This is a genomic window from Oceanospirillum multiglobuliferum, from assembly GCF_900167095.1.
GTDB classification, from domain to species: Bacteria; Pseudomonadota; Gammaproteobacteria; order Pseudomonadales; family Halomonadaceae; genus Oceanospirillum; species Oceanospirillum multiglobuliferum.
The window spans coordinates 39,760-58,228 of record NZ_FUXG01000011.1 but is presented as its reverse complement, the minus strand read 5'-3'; the positions used below and the strand labels follow the sequence as shown (position 1 = coordinate 58,228).

Sequence of the window (18,469 nt, the reverse complement as noted above, 5' to 3'; positions counted from 1 at the left end):
TATGATTGCAAAGTGATCGCTGAAGTTGTAAAAAATCACGAACACTTGCTGCCATCTCTTTATTAAATAAAGAACACTTGAGGTATCACATGCAGTTAAACGACCCAACTTTGCTAAAACAACAGGCCTATATTAATGGGCAGTGGATCAGTGGCGACCAACAGTTTGCCGTGACCAATCCAGCCACCGGAGAGGTGATTGCCCATGTGCCTGACCTAGGTCAAGCTGAAACTCAGCAAGCAATTGAGGCCGCAGAGCAAGCTTGGGGTGCATGGAGAAAGCGCACCGCAAAAGATCGTGCCAATACTTTACGTCGTTGGTATGAGTTAGTAATGGCGAACCAAGAAGACTTGGCGGTGCTGATGACTGCTGAACAAGGTAAACCCTTGAAAGAGTCTCGCGGTGAAATTGCCTATGGTGCCTCTTTTATTGAGTGGTTTGCGGAAGAAGCCAAGCGTATTTATGGCGATATTATTCCTGCACACGGCACTGATAAGCGTATCCAAGTGATTCGTGAGCCTATTGGTATTGCCGCTGCCATTACGCCGTGGAATTTTCCAAACGCCATGATCACACGTAAGTGTGCACCAGCAATGGCAGCAGGCTGTCCTGTTATTGTTAAACCCGCAGAAGACACGCCACTTTCTGCACTGGCATTAGCTGAACTGGCTGACCGTGCAGGTATTCCTGCGGGCATCTTCAACATCATCACTTCAAAGCAGCCTGTAGCCGTAGGTGGCGAACTGACCAGTAATGGCAAAGTTCGTAAGTTATCTTTCACTGGCTCAACACAGACGGGCAAGTTGTTAATGCGTCAGTGTGCTGACAATGTGAAAAAAGTCTCTCTTGAACTGGGCGGAAATGCGCCGTTTATCGTTTTTGATGATGCCGATCTTGATGCCGCAATTGAAGGCGCAATGGCCTCTAAGTACCGCAACGCAGGCCAAACCTGTGTTTGTGCTAACCGTTTGTTAGTACAAGCGGGGATCTATGACAAGTTCGTTGAAAAACTGGCAGAAGCCGTACAAAAACTGACGGTAGGTCATGGTCTAGAGGGGGCGTTTGAACAAGGCCCGCTGATCAACCAAGCCGCAGTGAACAAAATCAGCAGCCACATCGAAGATGCACTGGCCAAAGGGGGGCGCTTGATCTGCGGCGGTCAACCTCATGCCCTAGGCGGTACATTCTTCGAACCGACCATTATTGCAGACGTTACACCAGAGATGCTGTGCGCACGCGAAGAAACGTTTGGCCCATTAGCACCCGTTTTCAAGTTTGAAACCGAAGAGCAAGCCGTCGCCATGGCAAACGATACAGAGTTTGGTCTGGCGGCTTACTTCTATACCCGTGATTACGCTCGAATCTATCGTGTTAGCGAAGGTTTGGAGTACGGCATGGTGGCTGTTAACGAAGGTATTTTGTCGACCGAAGTCGCGCCTTTTGGCGGTGTAAAAGAGTCTGGTATTGGTCGTGAAGGCTCCCGTTATGGCATCGAAGAATATCTTGAAATGAAATACATCTGCATCGGTGGCATTCGCTAGTCTGCGCAGAATAACCCCAATTTTCCACACTGAATATGGCGTCAGCCCGTTTAGGCTGACGCGACTTAACCTGTAGCAGGAACCATTATGACAACAAATGCTGAACTTCAAGCCCTGCGCGAACAATATGTTCCACTCGGCGCGGCTAACATGAGCACACACTTTGCGGATCGTGCTGAAAATGGCGAAATTTTCGATATCGAAGGGCGTCGCTTTATCGACTTCGCAGGCGGTATCGGTGTACTCAACGTAGGCCATCGTCATCCAAAAGTTGTGGCGGCTGTTGAAGCTCAAATGCAAAAACTGATGCACACCTGCTTCCACGTTATGCCTTACGAGCCTTATATCCGTTTGGCAAAAAAACTCTGTGAACTGACCCCAGGCACTATGGCTAAAAAAGCCTTCTTGGTGAACACCGGAGCTGAAGCCGTTGAAAACGCGATCAAAATCGCCCGTGCGGCAACTAAGCGTTCAGCGGTGATTGCCTTTAATGGTGGTTTTCATGGCCGTACCATGATGGGTATGGCATTAACGGGTAAAGTGGTGCCATATAAAGTAGGTTTCGGCCCTTTCCCTGGTGGCGTTTACCATGTGCCTTATCCTAATGAGTACCACAAAATCTCCGTTCAAGACTCGTTAACAGCACTGCATAACGTGCTGAAAAACGATATTGAAGCTAGCACAGTTGCTGCAATCATTATTGAACCTGTGCAAGGTGAGGGTGGTTTCTACGCGGCACCAAAAGAGCTGCTTGAAGCGGTGCGTGCATTGTGTGATCAGCATGGCATAGTGATGATTGCTGATGAGGTGCAAAGTGGTTTTGGTCGTACAGGCAAGCTATTTGCGATGGAGCATTCAGGGGTTGTGCCTGACCTAATGACCATGGCGAAAAGTATGGCAGGTGGTATGACTCTGGCAGGTGTTGTAGGTCGTGCAGAGCTATTAGATGCACCCGTTCCGGGCAGTATCGGTAGTACTTATGGCGGTAGCCCAATGGCTTGCGCCGCAGCACTGGCTGTTATTGAAGTGATTGAAGAAGAAAATCTACTACAACGCAGTGAACAGGTTGGTAAGTTGATTGCAGAGCACTTTGAGGGCTTAAAGTCTCAGTTTGCCTGTGTAGACAACGTGCGTAATCAGGGTGCAATGGTGGCAATGGAGTTGGTTAAAGACCGTGACAGCCGTACACCTGATCCAGATATGGCAAAAGCTCTAACGGTAAAAGCACAGCAAAAAGGTTTAATTCTGCTGTCTTGTGGTATTTATGCTAATACAATCAGGGTGTTAGTGCCTCTTACTGCGCCAGATGCATTAATCAGAGAAGGTTTAGAGCTGATTACTGCTAGCTTGGCAGAGTTAACTCAGTAAAATAGGCGCGCCGTTAGGTTGGGGTCTCTAAACAGTATGGCCTCAACTTAGCGGTATTAGCGCGCCAATGTTTATAAGAGGATTATTCAGTGGATGTGGGTCAAAGATTGCAACAACTACGTAAAATGCGTGGTTTATCTCAACGAGAGTTGGCTAAGCGCTCTGGCGTAACCAATAGTACCATCTCCATGATTGAGAAAGATGAAGTCAGCCCCTCTATCAGCTCCTTAAAGAAAGTGCTATCAGGCATTCCCATCTCAATTGCTGATTTCTTCACCGTTGATTTTGAAATCAAACAAGAGCCTGTCTATCGTGCGGGTGAGCTACCTGATGTTGGAACCCGTGGTGTTGCTTTGCAGCTTATTGGTGCCAACAAGAAAAACCGTATGATGGATATTTACCGAGAGGTTTATCCACCAGGGGCCGATACAGGAGAAGAGCTACTACGCCATGATGGCGAGGAAGGTGGTATTGTGCTGCAAGGTGAGCTTGAGCTTACCGTTGGTTTTGAGCTTTACACCTTAAAAGAGGGCGATGCTTATTATTTTGAAAGCAGCTTTCCTCATCGTTTCCGCAATATTGGTGATAGCGAACTGGTCATTATCAGCTCTAACGCACCGCCTACTTAATTTTACCCAGTATATTAAGAAACTGCTTAGCCCTCAGCCGTAATTGGTGGTTTGTAGCGCATAAATTGATTGCGGCCGAGTTGTTTGCTTTGATACATCGCAACATCTGCATTCTTGATGAGCTTTTTGGCATCAATACCATCGTCTGGCGCAAGTGTGATGCCGATACTTGCTGAGACGGTTACCGATATACCATTACCTATATCAATAGGTCTAATGACTGAAGATAGGATTTTATTGGCAACTAATTCTGAGTCTTCAGCATTTTGCAAATCATGCAATATAATGTTGAACTCGTCCCCACCGATACGAGAAACAATATCGCTGTCACGTACTGCTACACGCAAGCGTTCTGCTACCTCTTTTAATAAGTTGTCTCCTGCATCATGACCATATTGGTCATTCACTGCTTTAAAGTGATCAAGGTCCAGATAGAGTAGTGCAACATGACTTTGTTGGCGTATGGCTTTTTTAAGCGCCATATCTAAGCGGTCTTTAAACAGACGGCGATTAGCTAAACCCGTTAAGGGGTCGTAAAAGGCTAGCATCTCCATACGTTCGTGATCTTGTTTTAGCAAGGTAATATCCTCGCTTACGCTGACCAAGTGTGTGATTTCACCAGCTTGATTTTTAATAGGCGAGGTAGAGCTCATAACCCAAAAGCAGTCACCGTTTTTCTTGCGTAGCATACGCTCACCACGCCAAATTTTACCCGTGAAAACCGTTGACCAAATATCTCGGATAATCTCGGCTTCTTTTTCCTCTCCTGAGAGAAAGCCCGCCTTTCGGCCTATTAATTCTTCAGCACCATAGCCAGAGGTTTGTACTAGGCTGGGGTTCACATACTCAATATTAAGCTCTGCATCTGTGATCATAACGGAGCTAGCAGAGGACTCAACGGCAAGTGACAGTTTGTGCAACTGTTGATCCATACGATCAGCTTCAATCGCTATAGACGCTAGTTGGGCGTTAGCGTGCATCAGCTCAAGCTGGCGTGAATTAGGCTCGGCGATTTCACGGTAGTAAAGGGCGAAGGTGCCAAGCACTTTGGCTTGGCGATTCTTAATTGGAATTGACCAACAGGATTTTAAGCCAGCTTTTAGGGCAAGCGCTTTGTAGTCTTGCCAGTAAGGGTGCGTGTCGATGTCGGTCACTATAATCGGACGACCAGTAAACGCGGCTGTACCACAAGAACCCACTTGATTACCTATGGCGAGATTATGAACCGCTTCATTGTAAAAGTCAGGCAAGCTTGGCGCGGCACCGATTTGTAACAAACGCCCCGTTTTATCTAACAGTAGGATTGAGCAAAGCAAACCGGGAAAAGCCTCCTCGGTAAACTGTATCAAGCTATTAAACACTTCGGTTAGGGGAGTTGCCTCTGCAATTTGCTCTAACATTTTGTTGCGATGTTGGTAGATGGTTTCCTTTTGGTGTTGCTCGGTAATATCTTGGCTGATACTTAAAATGCCAGTGCTGCCCCCTTTGTGCGTGCGCAGAGGGATTTTTGAGATGCTCATTAAACGTATTTGACCTGTAGCATTATGCATCCAGCTTGAAGCTTGTTGACGCACACCAGAGTTCATTACCAGCTTGTCTTGCTCTTTAACGCTATCAGCCTCTTTACCCTTAAATATATCGGACTCATTGTGCATTTCTATTTGGCTGCGCGTTTTACCCACAAAAGCGGAAAAGGCACTGTTAAATTCGATATATTCACCTTGCCTGTTTTTAAAGCTGATCAGATGGGGCAGGTTATCCATTAAGGAGCGCAATAGTTGGTGCTCTTGTGAGAGCTGCTCTGTTTTCTCTGTTAAACCTTGGTGTAGATCTTTTACTTTTTGAGTTTGCTTAGCTTTTTTGTATGAGAAAACCAGCAAGCCAATAATAATTAAAAACTGTATTAAACCTAAAAATATCGCCATAAAGCGCCAGAATTCAGTGTTATGCACTAGGCTATCAAGTTGGTTGTCTGCAAATACAGTTCGTGAATATGAGCTGAACAAGAGCAATAAAATAATATTGACCTTAATGCCAATAGAACGGTGGTGATCATAAAAAGAGAGACGACTGATCAGAAACATAAACAACCTACTGGTAATAACGAGAGCGGTGCAAAGTATTTGGAGCGTAAAACAAAGTGCTTGGCCGCTATGCTCGGTAATGAACTCAGCGCACGTAATATCGGCTGCCACGACTATATCTTTGTTCATTATGGCAAATAATTCTAGGAGAGCTTTATCATGTCATCATTTTTTGCTGTGATACGAAGTGTCTTAGCTGCTTTTATTGGTGTGCAAAGCGAGGCTAAGCGAGAGCAAGATTTTTCTCAACAAAGCCCTTGGCCCTATATCCTAGTAGGGGTTGTCTTAACATTAATTTTTGTTTTGCTACTGGTTTTGTTGGTACGTTGGTTGAGTCAGGCTGTTTAAGTGGACTAGAAAAAATACTGTAACGCGATAGTGTCGGATAGGCTTCTATGTGTAGAATAACCGCTTCAATTTTCTGCTATAGGTTTATTAGATGAACGAGCAAGAGAAACATTCTCAGCATGGTGACGACGATCTTGTGGAAGAAACCCGCATGTTGTCTCTAGGAGAAGATGAAGTGGTTGAGGAAACGGTAGAGGCCGGACAGAAAGTGAGACGTCGAGGTATCTATCTACTACCCAATTTATTTACAACCGCTGCGCTATTTTCAGGTTTTTATGCCATTGTTTCTGCGATGAATGGCGCTTTTGACAATGCTGCAATTGCGATCTTTATCTCAATGGTGCTTGATGGTTTAGATGGCCGTGTTGCCCGTATGACTAACACTCAAAGTGACTTTGGTGCAGAGTACGACAGCTTAGCAGATATGGTATCTTTCGGTGTTGCTCCTGCATTGGTTGCTTTTAGCTGGATGCTTTCTGATATAGGCAAGCTAGGCTGGTTTGCCGCATTTATCTATGTGGCTGGTGCAGCCTTACGCTTAGCGCGTTTTAATACTCAAATTGGTTCGGCAGACAAGCGCTGGTTTATTGGTTTACCAAGCCCCGCAGCCGCAGCAATTGTTGCGGGTATTGTCTGGACGTTCAGCGATTTAGATCTAAGTGCGCCAGGCTACAAATATGTATTGGCATTTTTAGTGGCTGCAATTGGCGTGTTGATGGTCAGTAATGTGCGTTATAACAGTTTTAAAGAGATTGACTTCAAAGGGCGTGTGCCTTTCCTGACTCTGTTTGTTATTGCACTGGTTTTTGTGGTAATTGCTTATGATCCAGCAACTGTATTGTTGGTGTTTTTCTTAGGTTATGGTTGTTCTGGTCCTTTTCGTGCCGTATTTAAAGGCAAGAAGGCATAGAAAGATCGAGTCCTAGCGATAAGCTATAAAAAAAGCCCTTAACGTTTGAAGTGTCCAGTTTTGGAGTATTGCTTCAAGTTAAGGGCTTTTGTATTTGGCTTATCAGCTAAAGGCTAATGTTAACCCTGAGCCACTGATATACTGGCTTTCAAGCTCTAAATCAGTTTGCATTAATGGGTTTTCTTCCAGCCAGTTTTCGGGAAACTGCAAATTAATCTGCTTTTCTTCTACTTTGATCTCTACACAGGTAATCGCTTCATCTGGGCGGCTGTGATTCAGTAATACCGATAAACGAATCAGTATAGCCAGATAGATCAGTGGTTGTTGAAGTGAGTCTGGCAGTAAGCGGAACTCTATCATTGGAAACTTACGGCGATGGCTACGTACCAGCACGGCTAATACGCTCTGCTGTTGCCGAGAAAAGCCAGATAAATCTGAATGCTGTAGCAAGTAAGCACCATGCTTATGGAACTGACTATGGGCAATGGCTAAACCTATCTCATGGAGCTGAGCTGCCCAGCGCAAAAGTAAATTAAAGTCGTCCCCTTGTAGCTGCCATTGCTTTTTAACCTGCTGATATAAATGCAATGCCGTAGTGCTGATGTTTTGGCCGTGCTGAGCATCAACTTGATAGCGCTCAATTAGCGCATTTACTGTTTGCTCGCGAATATCCTGATGGGAAAACCGACCAACTAGATCATATAAAATACCCTCACGCAAAGCGCCTTCTGTGTATTCCATTTCATCTAAGTCAAGTAGCTCAAATATTGCCAGCAAAATGGCAATACCTGCTGGAAATACCTTGGCACGGTCTGCTTTTAAGCCTTCAATCTCGACTTGGTCGAGTTGTTTGAATTTGACTAACTCTCGGCTCAGCTTTACCAAGCCTTCGCGGGTGATGTTATGCTCTGACCAGCCCTGCTGCTGTAAAACAGTTGCAGCGGCTTTTATGGTGCCAGACGTACCTACAATTTGTTGCCAACCCAATTTTTTATAAGGTTTAACAATGTTGAGGAGTTCATTTTTAGCCGCAAGCACTGCTTGTTGGAAGCGTTTGGCCGTAATCTGTCCATCATTAAAAAAGCGCTGAGTATAAGCTACACAGCCCATATGTAGGCTTTCTAAGGCTAAAGGCTCAAATCCTTCACCAATGATAAATTCGGTGCTGCCACCACCAATATCAACGACTAAACGACGGCCTTTCTGTGTTGCTAAGCTGTGGGCTGCGCCAACGTAAATTAAACGTGCCTCTTCTCGGCCACTGATCACTTCTAAAGGAAAGCCTAAGATTGCTTCTGCTTTATTGAGAAACTGCTGACTATTGTGGGCTGCTCGTAAAGCGTTGGTGCCAACAATACGAATATTATCGTGTTGAATGCCCGTCAAGAATGGGGCGAAGCGACTTAAGCAGTTTAAGGCACGCTCTTGCGCTTCTTCGGTTAAGTTTTGTTGTTCATCTAAACCAGCAGCAAGCTGAACTTTTTCACCGAGGCGCTCTACCGTTCTAATTTCACCTTGTGCCATGCGTGCAACAATGATGTGAAAGCTATTTGAGCCTAAGTCTATTGCTGCTAATAGCGGGTTTTCGTTGGCAGTCTCTTGTGCTTCTTGTGTTGGGTCTTGTAATGGGGAAATTTCCGTATCGCTCATAGGTTAGCGCCTGCAAATATCAAATGATGCCTTGATTATGGCATGATCATAAAACTGTCACATGACGAATCAGTGACAAAGTTGTAATAGCTCAGCAATTTGTATGAAGGAGTACTCCTTTGTTAACCCCTGATAAATTGTAGGTCTATTAGTGTAATCTAATCTCCGACTTTTACCCTAGGCTATTAGAGTGCTATCATAGGTGAAAAGATAAACCTAAATCAGGTTTGAATATAACCTGTTTTGCCTTTGGAGGCCGTTCGATGAGCGAAAATATTATTAATGTTACAGACGCTTCTTTTGAAGATGATGTATTAAATGCAGACCTGCCAGTATTAGTTGATTACTGGGCGGAATGGTGCGGGCCTTGCAAAATGATCGCGCCTATACTTGCTGAAATCGCTGAAGAGTACGCAGGCAAGGTTAAAGTTTGCAAGTTAAACATCGATGAAAATACGGATACACCACCTAAGTTTGGTATCCGTGGTATTCCAACATTAATGCTATTTAAGAGCGGTAATGTTGAAGCCACTAAAGTTGGGGCGCTATCTAAGTCGCAACTAGCAGCGTTCCTTGACGGCAATTTATAATATATAGTTATACTGTTGTCTGATCTTGTACGGGTGCCATAAGTGCTATGAGTATCCGTACAAGATATACCAGTATAAAAGCTGGTATAGAATGAGTTTTGGTGGTATTGTCGTCCCACGTATCGCGATCTGCATACTGTCTCCATTTAATGCTGCTGGCCTTACAGCTGGTAAGTCCCAATCTGAACGAAGCCTTTCGCCAGAAATAATCTGAATAATCAAAATTTCAAAGACCCATGAATCTTACCGAATTAAAGCAAAAATCTGTTTCCGAATTGCTGGATCTTGCCCAAGAAATGGGCGTAGAGAACGTAGCACGCTCACGCAAGCAAGATATCATTTTTGGCATTTTGAAAAAGCATGCCAAAAGCGGTGAAGATATTTATGGCGATGGCGTACTTGAAATTCTTCAGGATGGTTTTGGTTTTCTGCGCTCAGCAGACAGCTCTTATCTTGCCGGACCTGATGATATTTATGTTTCTCCAAGTCAGATCCGTCGTTTTAACCTGCGTAAGGGTGATCATATTGCAGGTAAAATTAGACCGCCAAAAGAAGGCGAGCGTTATTTTGCCCTGTTAAAAGTTAATGAAATCAATTTCGACAGACCTGAAAACTCAAAACACAAGATCCTGTTTGAAAACTTAACGCCATTATTCCCTGATGACCGTTTGGTAATGGAAATTGGTAATGGTTCAACTGAGGATGTTACGGCACGGGTTATCGACTTAGTCGCCCCGATTGGTAAAGGTCAGCGTGGTCTGATTGTTTCCCCTCCGAAAGCTGGTAAGACCTTGATGTTGCAAAACATCGCCTCCTCGATTACCCGTAACAACCCTGAATGCCACATGATCGTGCTTCTGATTGACGAGCGTCCTGAAGAAGTAACCGAGATGACCCGTTCTGTGCGTGGTGAAGTGGTAGCCTCAACCTTTGATGAACCACCAGCCCGTCACGTACAAGTGGCTGAAATGGTAATTGAGCGTGCTAAACGTTTGGTTGAGCATAAGAAAGATGTTGTGATTTTACTTGATTCGATCACGCGTTTGGCACGTGCCTACAACACCGTGATTCCTTCATCAGGCAAAGTACTGACAGGTGGTGTTGATGCTCATGCCCTAGAGAAACCAAAACGTTTCTTTGGTGCTGCACGTAATATCGAGCATGGTGGTAGCTTAACCATTATTGCAACCGCATTGGTCGATACTGGTTCTAAGATGGACGAAGTGATCTTCGAAGAGTTTAAAGGCACAGGTAACATGGAGCTGCATCTTGATCGTAAGATTGCAGAAAAGCGTGTTTATCCTGCGATTAATATTCGTCGTTCTGGTACTCGTCGTGAAGATCTGTTGGCGTCAGAAGAAGAATTACAACGGGTATGGATTCTGCGTAAGCTGTTGAATCCTATGGAAGATACATCTGCAGTAGAGTTCTTGATTGACCGTTTGAAAGATACTAAAACCAACGATGAATTTTTTGAGGCGATGAAGCGTAAGTAATTCGTCCTCATCTTGAAAAGGGTAAGCATTGCTTGCCCTTTTTCATGCCTGAATGATTGATCAATCTCCTCGTTTTACCTATGGAATTGATAGATGCGTTATAAAGACCTACGAGAATTTATCAGCCAGCTAGAAGCGATGGGCGAGCTGAAAAGAATCTCTCAACCCGTAGACCCTCGCCTAGAAATGACAGAAATCTGTGACCGTACCTTGAAAAAAGGCGGGCCAGCGCTGTTGTTTGAAAACCCTATTGGCTATGACATGCCTGTTTTGGGTAATCTTTTTGGTACACCTCGCCGTGTCGCTTTAGGCATGGGACAAGACTCTGTTGAAGCGCTGCGTGATGTGGGTAAACTACTGGCCTACTTGAAAGAGCCGGAACCTCCTAAAGGCTTTAAAGATGCCATTGAAAAGCTGCCGATCTTCAAGCAGGTGCTCAATATGGGGGCTAAAAAAGTACGTAACCCTGAATGCCAAAAAGTAGTGATTGAAGGCGACCAAGTTGATCTTTACAAATTGCCGATTCAAACCTGCTGGCCAGGGGATGCAGGTCCTTTGGTAACTTGGCCTTTGGTGATTACTCGTGGTCCACACAAAGAGCGCCAGAACTTAGGGATCTACCGTCAGCAATTGATTGGCAAGAATAAGTTGATCATGCGTTGGTTGTCTCATCGTGGCGGTGCGTTAGATTTTCGCGAGTGGCAACAAACTCATCCGGGAGAGCCTTTTCCGGTTGCCGTGGCATTGGGTGCTGATCCCGCCACTATTTTAGGTGCAGTGACCCCTGTTCCTGATACTTTGTCAGAATACGCTTTTGCGGGCCTGTTACGTGGTTCTAAAACAGAGCTGGCGCAATGTTTAGGTAGCAATTTGCAAGTGCCTGCCAGTGCAGAAATTGTGTTAGAGGGGCATATTTATCCTGATGAGCTGGCTCCAGAAGGACCTTTTGGTGATCACACGGGGTATTACAATGAGGTGGAAAGCTTCCCTGTATTTACCGTAGAGCGTATCACCCATCGTAAAGATCCAATTTATCATAGTACTTATACAGGTCGACCACCTGATGAGCCTGCTGTGTTAGGTGTGGCGCTAAACGAAGTATTTGTGCCGATTTTACAAAAGCAGTTTCCAGAGATTGTTGATTTCTATCTGCCACCAGAAGGCTGCTCTTATCGGATGGCGGTGGTCACCATGAAGAAACAATATCCCGGTCATGCCAAACGCGTGATGATGGGGGTTTGGTCATTTCTGCGCCAGTTTATGTACACCAAATTTGTCATCGTGACCGATGATGATATTAACGCTCGTGACTGGAATGATGTGATTTGGGCGATTACAACGCGTATGGATCCTGCCCGTGATACCGTCTTAATTGAAAATACACCAATTGATTACTTAGATTTTGCCTCACCTATTCCGCGTTTAGGCTCAAAAATGGGTTTAGATGCAACGAATAAAATGCCCGGTGAAACAGATCGAGAGTGGGGAGAGCCTATCCAAATGGATGACGCGATAAAAGCTCGTGTTGACGAAATTTGGGATAAACTGGGCATCTTTGATTAATTCAGACTTGAAGCACCAAGTTGAGCACTAGCGATGAATCGGCAAGAGGATAATCCGCCAGCTGGCTATCAGGTACATTGCTTACCCAGTGGAGTGGTATTCAATATATCCACAGGGCAAAAGCTGCTTGAAGTCGCAACACAACAAGGATTTCGTCTGCTAAAAGGTTGTCGAAATGGCGTGTGTGAATATTGTCAGTGCACCTTATTAAAAGGCCAGCTGGCATATTCAGATCGTTATGGCGTACAACATGCGCAACAGGGTGAGACTTTTTTATTTTGTACTGCATATGCGCTAAGCGATTTAGATGTTGAATTACAACGAGTGCTTGCGCCAGGAGAGTTTACTGTGAAGACATTGGCCTGTCAGATAAAAAGTGTTGAACTACTAGGATCATCAGATGTGTATCGAGTTGAGTTGCTAGCGCCCGCAGGGCAAGTGCTAGACTACGATGCAGGGCAATACTTGGAAGTGATTTTGCCTAATGGTGAGCGTAACGCTTTTTCCATTGCCAATCGTCCAGACGGCCGACTGATTGAACTGCATATTCAGCATCTACCAGACCGCGATAACTCGCGCATGCTGCTACAAAGCTTGCAAAAAGACAGCACGGTACAAGTTGAATTACCCAAAGGCAGTTGCGTATTAGCTGATACAGGTACTGATCGAGCATTTTTCGTTGCGGCCGGCACAGGTTTTACACAGATGAAGGCATTGCTGGAAGAAGCTTTTGAGCAGGGTTCCACTCAGCAGCTTTATTTGTATTGGGGGGCACGTCGTTTACAAGACTTGTATATGGCAGAGTTACCGCAGCAATGGGAGAAAACTTATGATAACTTCCATTTTGTGCCTGTAATTGGTGATCTTCTGCCTGATCAAGAGTGGCATGGACATGTGGGGATGTTGCACGACGCAATGATCAAAGATCATGGGAAATTTGACGATGCAACGGTTTATGCCAGTGGATCACCAACGATGGTGTATTCAGTAACAGATACTTTAATCCAGTATGGTCTTGATGAAGGCTGTGTTTTCTCCGATGTATTTGCTTACGCGCCAAGAAAATAAACTTTTTCTAGGCAGAGGCCATAGGCTGGCCTCTGCCTACTATCTTCAAGGATGAGACGATGTATCATCATGTAAAGCCCTTCGCTCAAGCACAATCTTTCAACAGGCTAATTGCCTTGTTAGCTCTTCCTACAATCTCTTTGTGCTCTGCATCTGTTTTGGCCGCAGAGCGTGCGCCCAGTTATCTTGAATTAGGCTATTTGATCTCAGACCTAGAGCTAGCAGGCCAACAGTATTCAGGGTCGGGGGTACGTGTAAAAGGTGCTATGGCTTTAAACACACGTCTTCGCCTAGTGGGACACTATGATGCAGTTGGCTTTGATTCTAGTAATGATCTAAGCCGAAAAGACTTTGGTTTAGGGGCTGATTACCGCTTTGGTTTGGGAGCCGGTATTGCACTAGGTGCCCGTTATGAATATGTCCGTAGCCAAGTTAGTAGTACTTCAACTGTGAGTGCGAATGGTAATTTCTTTGCGGGTGAATTGTTATGGGATCTACCCGATTGGGCGATAAACTTAGGCTCCAAACGTCAGCTTGAACTCTATGCTGGTCATACTCGCTATACTGATACCAATGTGAATGAGTTTGGTGGTGAATTGAGAGTTTACATTAATGACAGCTTCTCCGTAGGTTTAGCTTATCAACAAGAGCAGCCGAACAAAGGCTCAAATTTGATGATATCTATTCGAGAAGAGCGTTAGAAAGCACCTCCAAAAGGTTGTGAACCTAAAGTTGCACTAGACAGACTCAGCGTTGTACGTAAAATGCTCAGCGCATTTGATGCAAATCAAAAAAATTATAATGTCTCAGCTACTTTAAAAATCAATCTACGAGGGTGCGTAATGGCACATCATGACGAAAACTTCCGCGATGAATCAGGTATTCTTTGGTTCGTTCCTGCACTAGCTATCCTAGTGGGAATGAACTGCTTACCTGCTACTATTTTCTGGTCTCGTTTACTGCTGGGTTAATCTGGCACTAGACTAAAAATAGCTGCGGAGGGATTCGCGAATAAAAAGGGCGCGGATGTAGTTATCACATCTGCGCCCTTTTTATTTAAAGATGACGTGGATTAAAGATTAGGGTTAACCAATACACGGCCACGTACTTTACCTTCAATAATATTCTTAGCGTGCTCAGGTACTTGCTCTAAACTCACCTCTTCTACCACCTGCGTCATGATCTCTTGTGGTAACTCTTTAGCGATACGTTGCCAAGCTTGGACACGACGTTCGTAAGGAATCATCACACTATCCACGCCAAGTAAATCAACACCGCGCAAGATAAATGGCATCACAGTGGTGTTCAGCATGGCACTACCCGCTAAACCAACTGCGGCGACACGCCCGTTGTAGTGCATTTGTGATAGTACTTTAGCCAATACATCGCCACCGACAGTATCAACTGCGCCTGCCCAGCGAGACTTGTCTAATGGGCGTGCTTTTTCTTCAAACTCTGCTCTTGAGAGTACTTCTTTAGCACCGAGCTGTTTTAAATAGTCATGGCTATCGGCTTTGCCACTGACCGCGACGACCTCATAACCATTCTTGGCTAATAGGGCAACCGCTAAGCTACCAACTCCACCTGTTGCACCAGTCACCAGTACTGGCCCATCCTCTGGTTTTAAGCCGCTTTCTTGTAGGCGCATCACGCAGAGCATTGAGGTTAATCCAGCCGTACCGATCACCATTGCCTGCTGGCTGGTTAAGCCTTCAGCAAGTGGTACTAACCACTCTGACTTCACACGCATTTGTTGAGCGTAGCCACCCCAATAACGCTCACCCACACTCCAGCCTGTCAGTACAACCGAGTCACCCACTTGATACGCAGGATTACTGGATTCAGCTACACGGCCTGCAAAATCAACTCCGGGTACCATTGGAAATTGATGCACAATTTTGCCAATACCTGTTACGGCTAGCCCATCTTTATAATTCAATGAGCTGTACTCAATGCTCACCAGCACATCACCTTCCGGTAGCTCATCTGGGGTTAGCTCGCGTACTGCTGCTAAAGTTTTTTTATCTTCTTGCTCTAATACCAGTGCCTTGTTCATTGCAACCTCGGTTTTATCGGGATTTCTATTTGATCTATTCAGCATAATGGTTGATTCCTCTATTTGTCAAACAAATAGAGGTTTGGTGAATAAGACGATACTTTCTGCTATGATGACTTTGCAGCATTTTTTTTAGGTGGGGTATATTTTGAAGATTGAAATCGAGCCATTGGTGACGCAAAGTTTGGCAAAGCAGATCTCTGAGCAGCTGCGAGAAGCTATTATGTCAGGGCAGCTAAAAGCAGATGACCGCTTGCCTACAGAAGAGGAGCTTGCCAGTCGTTATCAGGTGTCGCGCCCTACTATTAGAGAAGCGCTAAAACGTCTCGCTGCGCAAAACATGATTCGTTCACGCCGTGGACCAACGGGAGGAACTTTCGTCAACCGTCCCTCGTTGGAGGAGGCCAGTTTAAGCCTAACCTCTTCTGCAACACTGTTAGCTAGTATGAACCAGTTCAGTTTGACTGAAATTGCTGATGCACGTCATGAGATGGAGCGTATTTGTTGTCGGTTAGCGGCTTTGCAGCCTAATGCTGAATTATTGGCTCTGATGGCTGAAGAGCTTGAGTTGCAAGGGCAAGAAGGTCTTACCGATCAGGAGTTTTGCGCCTCTGATGTACGCTTTCATCGAGCATTGGTTGATGGTGCACAAAATGCGATGTTGCAGTTTCTGATGTATGCAGTGATTGAGGCGATGCAGCCTGTCACTAATATGGTGGTCTATCGTTTTCGTGATCGTCAGAATGTCGTGCAAACACATCAAAAGCTTTATCAGGCTATTAAAGATGCCAATGGGCCTGCTGCTGAACAGGCTTTGGACGAGCTGATGGTCTATCTTAAAGCTCGCTTTCAAGCTGCTCAGGATTGGAAGGCAGAGCAACAAAAAATTTAGACTAAGCAAACGAGAAGCTTATTGATTTAAGCTTCTCCCATTTTTGCACACTTTCAAATGCACTATTACATCGGTTGTCGGCGATGCTCAAACAATGTGGGCAGTACCTCTTTAACTCGCTCATCCTGTTGTAAGCGTCGCATCAGCTCGGGGATCAAGTTAGCATCAACTTTATAATAGGCTCGCTTTAAACGTGCTATTCGTAAGCTCAAGTTGAGTTGGTAATCTTGAGCAACTTGTTCTGCTTGCTCAATATTATTCAGTACTAAACCTATCTCATCTAATAATACAGCATATTGTTGTGTGCTTTGATTCCATACCACAGGCTTGCCTTCAGGGTCTGCTTGGCTGGCCTGTAAATTATAAGGCCCCTTTTGCCCAAGGCTCTGTGCGGTGCTGGCTGCGATACGTTGCTGACCCTTTGTACTGTTCTGATCAAAGGCCTGTACCTGATCCAAAATCAGGTAATGGCTATTACCGATACGAATTTGCTGTCCTGTCTGTAAGTGCTCAGGTAGTGACCGTTGCTCTGAGTGTGCTGAGATATTAGTGATAGATGTGTTGTTAGCACAGGCGCTTAGCGGTAAAAAAAATAACAATACTAAAAACCAGTTTTTCATAACCACTCTCGTTTACCTATTAGTTAAGGGTATGGCCGTATAAGGTCATAGTCCAATCATTCAATGTGCCTATAACCCCTGATTTGGTATCCACTACTTTTAATGTCCATTCACCTTGACTAGTTTCACCGTAGAAGGCTTGACTGAGAAGTACAAAGTCAAAGCGAGTTTGTGATGAGGGTACTGCATAGCCATTTCTAGGGGTTAGTAAAATGCTACGCATGCCACTGGGCGATATTAGCTCAATAGATAAATCAGCTAAGCGGGCATGAGTTAAGTTAATCGATAACTGTACTGATTCGACACGCAGGTTATTGTTATCAGAATATACAGATTGCGCCCCCTTAACACTGTTATCTGGAATAGATTGGCTAGGGGTAATAAGGCTGCTAGTTTTGATCTGTTGTGTTGGTAATAGCCCGCCATAATTACCTGCCATGGCTAAAGCTTTGCTAGCATTCAAGCGTCCAAAGCCATACCAGTTATGATATTGATACTCTGCCCCGTTGGTTTGCCACTGAGGTTCTGCGATATAGGTGCCATCAGATAAGCTTAAGCTCACTGGTTGAATTTTTTCATCTACTTGCTCTGCCGATGCCAACATAATATGGCGTACATCACGCCAGCCTAAGTTTGGGTGGCGCTCTAAAATCAAAGCTGCAATACCGCTTGCAACAGGGGTCGCAGCTGAAGTGCCAGAGAACAACTCATATTGATTATTAGATGATGTGGCCAGTAGTTGGTTACCGGGTGCAACGAAGAATAAGCTAGAACCACTGGCTGAATAGCAAGCACGTTTATCTTGTTCATCAACTGAGCCGACAACAATGTTATAGGGGATATTGTTATCAGGATCCATATTTGCGCTTTGGTAAGGCAGTTTACGGTTATAGGTAGAGCAAGGAGTTGTTGATTCGTAGAAGTTGCCTGCAGCCTTAAAGTACAACGCACCTTTGCCTGATCGTCTTGATTGTACCGCCTCGCTTAAAATACCCTCTGCTAGCACACTATTGTCTTGATAGTTAACAAACCCATTATCGTCAGGTATAGGGTAACCATAGCTTTGATTAAAAATGTCAACGCCATCGGCTTGAGTACTGTCTGCTGCTCCGAGTGCAACACCCCATTCGGTGTTACTGCCCTTACTATTGAGAATATTAAAGCCACGAATCAGAGTGTGAGTTGCAATACCATTAATACCTGCATTGTTGCTATTATCAGCAGCAATAATGCCAGAGACTTCTGTTGCATGTTCAACCGATTGATAGATATTACTGCTTTCTGAGAAGTGGCAAGAATTATTGAGGTCTAGGTTTCTACGGAGGTCAGGGTGATTGTAGTCAATCTTTTGATCTAAGACCGCTACAGTGACCGGATTAGTGTTGGTTTTGTTAGTACTCCGGTTGAACGCAGTATCGACTATACCTAAGCGCTCTAAGTACCACTGTTCTGCTATTCTGTCGGGTTCAGTACTCTCGAATAGGGTACTGCTGTAGCTCACTTTCTGGCAGGCTGTACTTGTTTGCACTGCTGTTGATTGGGTTGAGTTAGTAGTGCTTATGGCAGACTGGAGGTTAACAGGATCCCCTTCGCCGCAGGCAACTAAGAAAACACTGGTGATAATAGGCCAAAAAAAACGCATTGATATACTCAA

At 44.9% G+C, this 18,469-nt stretch carries 17 protein-coding genes; 12 read left to right on the top strand and 5 right to left on the bottom strand.

Going from position 1 to position 18,469, the window contains the following annotated elements:
* Positions 1-89 precede the first annotated feature (89 nt).
* The 3 genes from B5D26_RS08975 to B5D26_RS08965 all read left to right on the top strand — a co-directional run bounded on the left by B5D26_RS08975 (position 90) and on the right by B5D26_RS08965 (position 3,538).
* Positions 90-1,541, top strand: coding sequence for an NAD-dependent succinate-semialdehyde dehydrogenase (locus tag B5D26_RS08975; RefSeq protein ID WP_078745405.1), 1,452 nt, complete (start codon positions 90-92; stop codon positions 1,539-1,541).
* A gap of 87 nt (positions 1,542-1,628) precedes the next feature.
* Positions 1,629-2,909, top strand: coding sequence for a 4-aminobutyrate--2-oxoglutarate transaminase (gabT, locus tag B5D26_RS08970; protein WP_078745404.1), 1,281 nt, complete (start codon positions 1,629-1,631; stop codon positions 2,907-2,909).
* 89 nt (positions 2,910-2,998) lie between these two features.
* Entirely contained in the window at positions 2,999-3,538 is a 540-nt protein-coding gene (locus tag B5D26_RS08965) for a cupin domain-containing protein (RefSeq protein WP_078745403.1), read from the top strand.
* A 26-nt stretch (positions 3,539-3,564) separates the two neighbouring features.
* Here B5D26_RS08965 and B5D26_RS08960 read toward each other — a convergent pair whose 3' ends face one another.
* On the bottom strand, positions 3,565-5,622 hold the full coding sequence (locus B5D26_RS08960; protein ID WP_159445632.1) for a sensor domain-containing protein: 2,058 nt from the start codon (positions 5,620-5,622) through the stop codon (positions 3,565-3,567).
* Between the two features lie 159 nt (positions 5,623-5,781).
* On the opposite strand from B5D26_RS08960, the gene B5D26_RS08955 reads away from it, so the two are divergent.
* Both B5D26_RS08955 and pssA read left to right on the top strand, forming a co-directional pair.
* A complete protein-coding gene (locus B5D26_RS08955; protein ID WP_078745401.1) occupies positions 5,782-5,970 on the top strand; it encodes a DUF2970 domain-containing protein in 189 nt (62 codons plus the stop codon).
* 91 nt (positions 5,971-6,061) lie between these two features.
* A complete protein-coding gene (gene pssA / locus B5D26_RS08950) occupies positions 6,062-6,880 on the top strand; it encodes a CDP-diacylglycerol--serine O-phosphatidyltransferase (protein WP_078745400.1) in 819 nt (272 codons plus the stop codon).
* 102 nt (positions 6,881-6,982) lie between these two features.
* Here the strand turns inward: pssA and ppx are convergent, their stop codons facing one another.
* Positions 6,983-8,530 carry an exopolyphosphatase gene (gene ppx, locus B5D26_RS08945; protein WP_078745399.1) on the bottom strand — a complete coding sequence of 516 codons (1,548 nt, stop codon included), beginning with the start codon at positions 8,528-8,530 and terminating at the stop codon, positions 6,983-6,985.
* A 263-nt stretch (positions 8,531-8,793) separates the two neighbouring features.
* Here ppx and trxA point away from each other — a divergent pair, with 263 nt between their 5' ends.
* From trxA to B5D26_RS16545, 6 genes are all read left to right on the top strand, one after another.
* Complete coding sequence (gene trxA / locus B5D26_RS08940; RefSeq protein WP_078745398.1) at positions 8,794-9,120, top strand: thioredoxin TrxA; 327 nt, start codon at positions 8,794-8,796, stop codon at positions 9,118-9,120.
* 236 nt (positions 9,121-9,356) lie between these two features.
* Entirely contained in the window at positions 9,357-10,616 is a 1,260-nt protein-coding gene (gene rho, locus B5D26_RS08935; protein ID WP_078745397.1) for a transcription termination factor Rho, read from the top strand.
* 93 nt (positions 10,617-10,709) lie between these two features.
* Positions 10,710-12,179 carry a 4-hydroxy-3-polyprenylbenzoate decarboxylase gene (gene ubiD / locus B5D26_RS08930; RefSeq protein ID WP_078745396.1) on the top strand — a complete coding sequence of 490 codons (1,470 nt, stop codon included), beginning with the start codon at positions 10,710-10,712 and terminating at the stop codon, positions 12,177-12,179.
* 33 nt (positions 12,180-12,212) lie between these two features.
* On the top strand, positions 12,213-13,247 hold the full coding sequence (locus B5D26_RS08925; RefSeq protein WP_078745395.1) for a 2Fe-2S iron-sulfur cluster-binding protein: 1,035 nt from the start codon (positions 12,213-12,215) through the stop codon (positions 13,245-13,247).
* A 59-nt stretch (positions 13,248-13,306) separates the two neighbouring features.
* Positions 13,307-13,948 carry a hypothetical protein gene (locus B5D26_RS08920; RefSeq protein WP_078745394.1) on the top strand — a complete coding sequence of 214 codons (642 nt, stop codon included), beginning with the start codon at positions 13,307-13,309 and terminating at the stop codon, positions 13,946-13,948.
* Between the two features lie 141 nt (positions 13,949-14,089).
* Positions 14,090-14,218: a hypothetical protein gene (locus tag B5D26_RS16545; protein WP_268808404.1), complete on the top strand. Its 129-nt coding sequence runs from the start codon at positions 14,090-14,092 to the stop codon at positions 14,216-14,218.
* A gap of 101 nt (positions 14,219-14,319) precedes the next feature.
* On the opposite strand, the gene acuI is transcribed toward B5D26_RS16545, so the two are convergent.
* Entirely contained in the window at positions 14,320-15,348 is a 1,029-nt protein-coding gene (acuI, locus tag B5D26_RS08910; RefSeq protein WP_327196254.1) for an acrylyl-CoA reductase (NADPH), read from the bottom strand.
* A gap of 103 nt (positions 15,349-15,451) precedes the next feature.
* On the opposite strand from acuI, the gene B5D26_RS08905 reads away from it, so the two are divergent.
* Entirely contained in the window at positions 15,452-16,195 is a 744-nt protein-coding gene (locus B5D26_RS08905) for a FadR/GntR family transcriptional regulator (RefSeq protein WP_078745392.1), read from the top strand.
* A gap of 65 nt (positions 16,196-16,260) precedes the next feature.
* Here the strand turns inward: B5D26_RS08905 and B5D26_RS08900 are convergent, their stop codons facing one another.
* Both B5D26_RS08900 and B5D26_RS08895 read right to left on the bottom strand, forming a co-directional pair.
* Positions 16,261-16,815 carry a hypothetical protein gene (locus B5D26_RS08900; RefSeq protein ID WP_139776581.1) on the bottom strand — a complete coding sequence of 185 codons (555 nt, stop codon included), beginning with the start codon at positions 16,813-16,815 and terminating at the stop codon, positions 16,261-16,263.
* A 19-nt stretch (positions 16,816-16,834) separates the two neighbouring features.
* A complete protein-coding gene (locus B5D26_RS08895) occupies positions 16,835-18,457 on the bottom strand; it encodes a S8 family serine peptidase (protein WP_078745390.1) in 1,623 nt (540 codons plus the stop codon).
* Between the last annotated feature and the right edge of the window lie 12 nt (positions 18,458-18,469).

Excerpts from the sequence above, each read along its gene's own strand:
- acuI (WP_327196254.1), bottom strand. The coding sequence starts at position 15,348 with ATGCTGAATAGATCAAATAGAAATCCCGATAAAACCGAGGTTGCAATG.
- trxA (WP_078745398.1), top strand. The coding sequence starts at position 8,794 with ATGAGCGAAAATATTATTAATGTTACAGACGCTTCTTTTGAAGATGAT.
- B5D26_RS08960 (WP_159445632.1), bottom strand. The coding sequence starts at position 5,622 with ATGTTTCTGATCAGTCGTCTCTCTTTTTATGATCACCACCGTTCTATT.
- ubiD (WP_078745396.1), top strand. The coding sequence starts at position 10,710 with ATGCGTTATAAAGACCTACGAGAATTTATCAGCCAGCTAGAAGCGATG.
- B5D26_RS08955 (WP_078745401.1), top strand. The coding sequence starts at position 5,782 with ATGTCATCATTTTTTGCTGTGATACGAAGTGTCTTAGCTGCTTTTATT.
- rho (WP_078745397.1), top strand. The coding sequence starts at position 9,357 with ATGAATCTTACCGAATTAAAGCAAAAATCTGTTTCCGAATTGCTGGAT.
- B5D26_RS08975 (WP_078745405.1), top strand. The coding sequence starts at position 90 with ATGCAGTTAAACGACCCAACTTTGCTAAAACAACAGGCCTATATTAAT.
- B5D26_RS08900 (WP_139776581.1), bottom strand. The coding sequence starts at position 16,815 with ATGAAAAACTGGTTTTTAGTATTGTTATTTTTTTTACCGCTAAGCGCC.
- gabT (WP_078745404.1), top strand. The coding sequence starts at position 1,629 with ATGACAACAAATGCTGAACTTCAAGCCCTGCGCGAACAATATGTTCCA.
- B5D26_RS16545 (WP_268808404.1), top strand. The coding sequence starts at position 14,090 with ATGGCACATCATGACGAAAACTTCCGCGATGAATCAGGTATTCTTTGG.
- ppx (WP_078745399.1), bottom strand. The coding sequence starts at position 8,530 with ATGAGCGATACGGAAATTTCCCCATTACAAGACCCAACACAAGAAGCA.
- pssA (WP_078745400.1), top strand. The coding sequence starts at position 6,062 with ATGAACGAGCAAGAGAAACATTCTCAGCATGGTGACGACGATCTTGTG.
- B5D26_RS08895 (WP_078745390.1), bottom strand. The coding sequence starts at position 18,457 with ATGCGTTTTTTTTGGCCTATTATCACCAGTGTTTTCTTAGTTGCCTGC.
- B5D26_RS08920 (WP_078745394.1), top strand. The coding sequence starts at position 13,307 with ATGTATCATCATGTAAAGCCCTTCGCTCAAGCACAATCTTTCAACAGG.
- B5D26_RS08925 (WP_078745395.1), top strand. The coding sequence starts at position 12,213 with ATGAATCGGCAAGAGGATAATCCGCCAGCTGGCTATCAGGTACATTGC.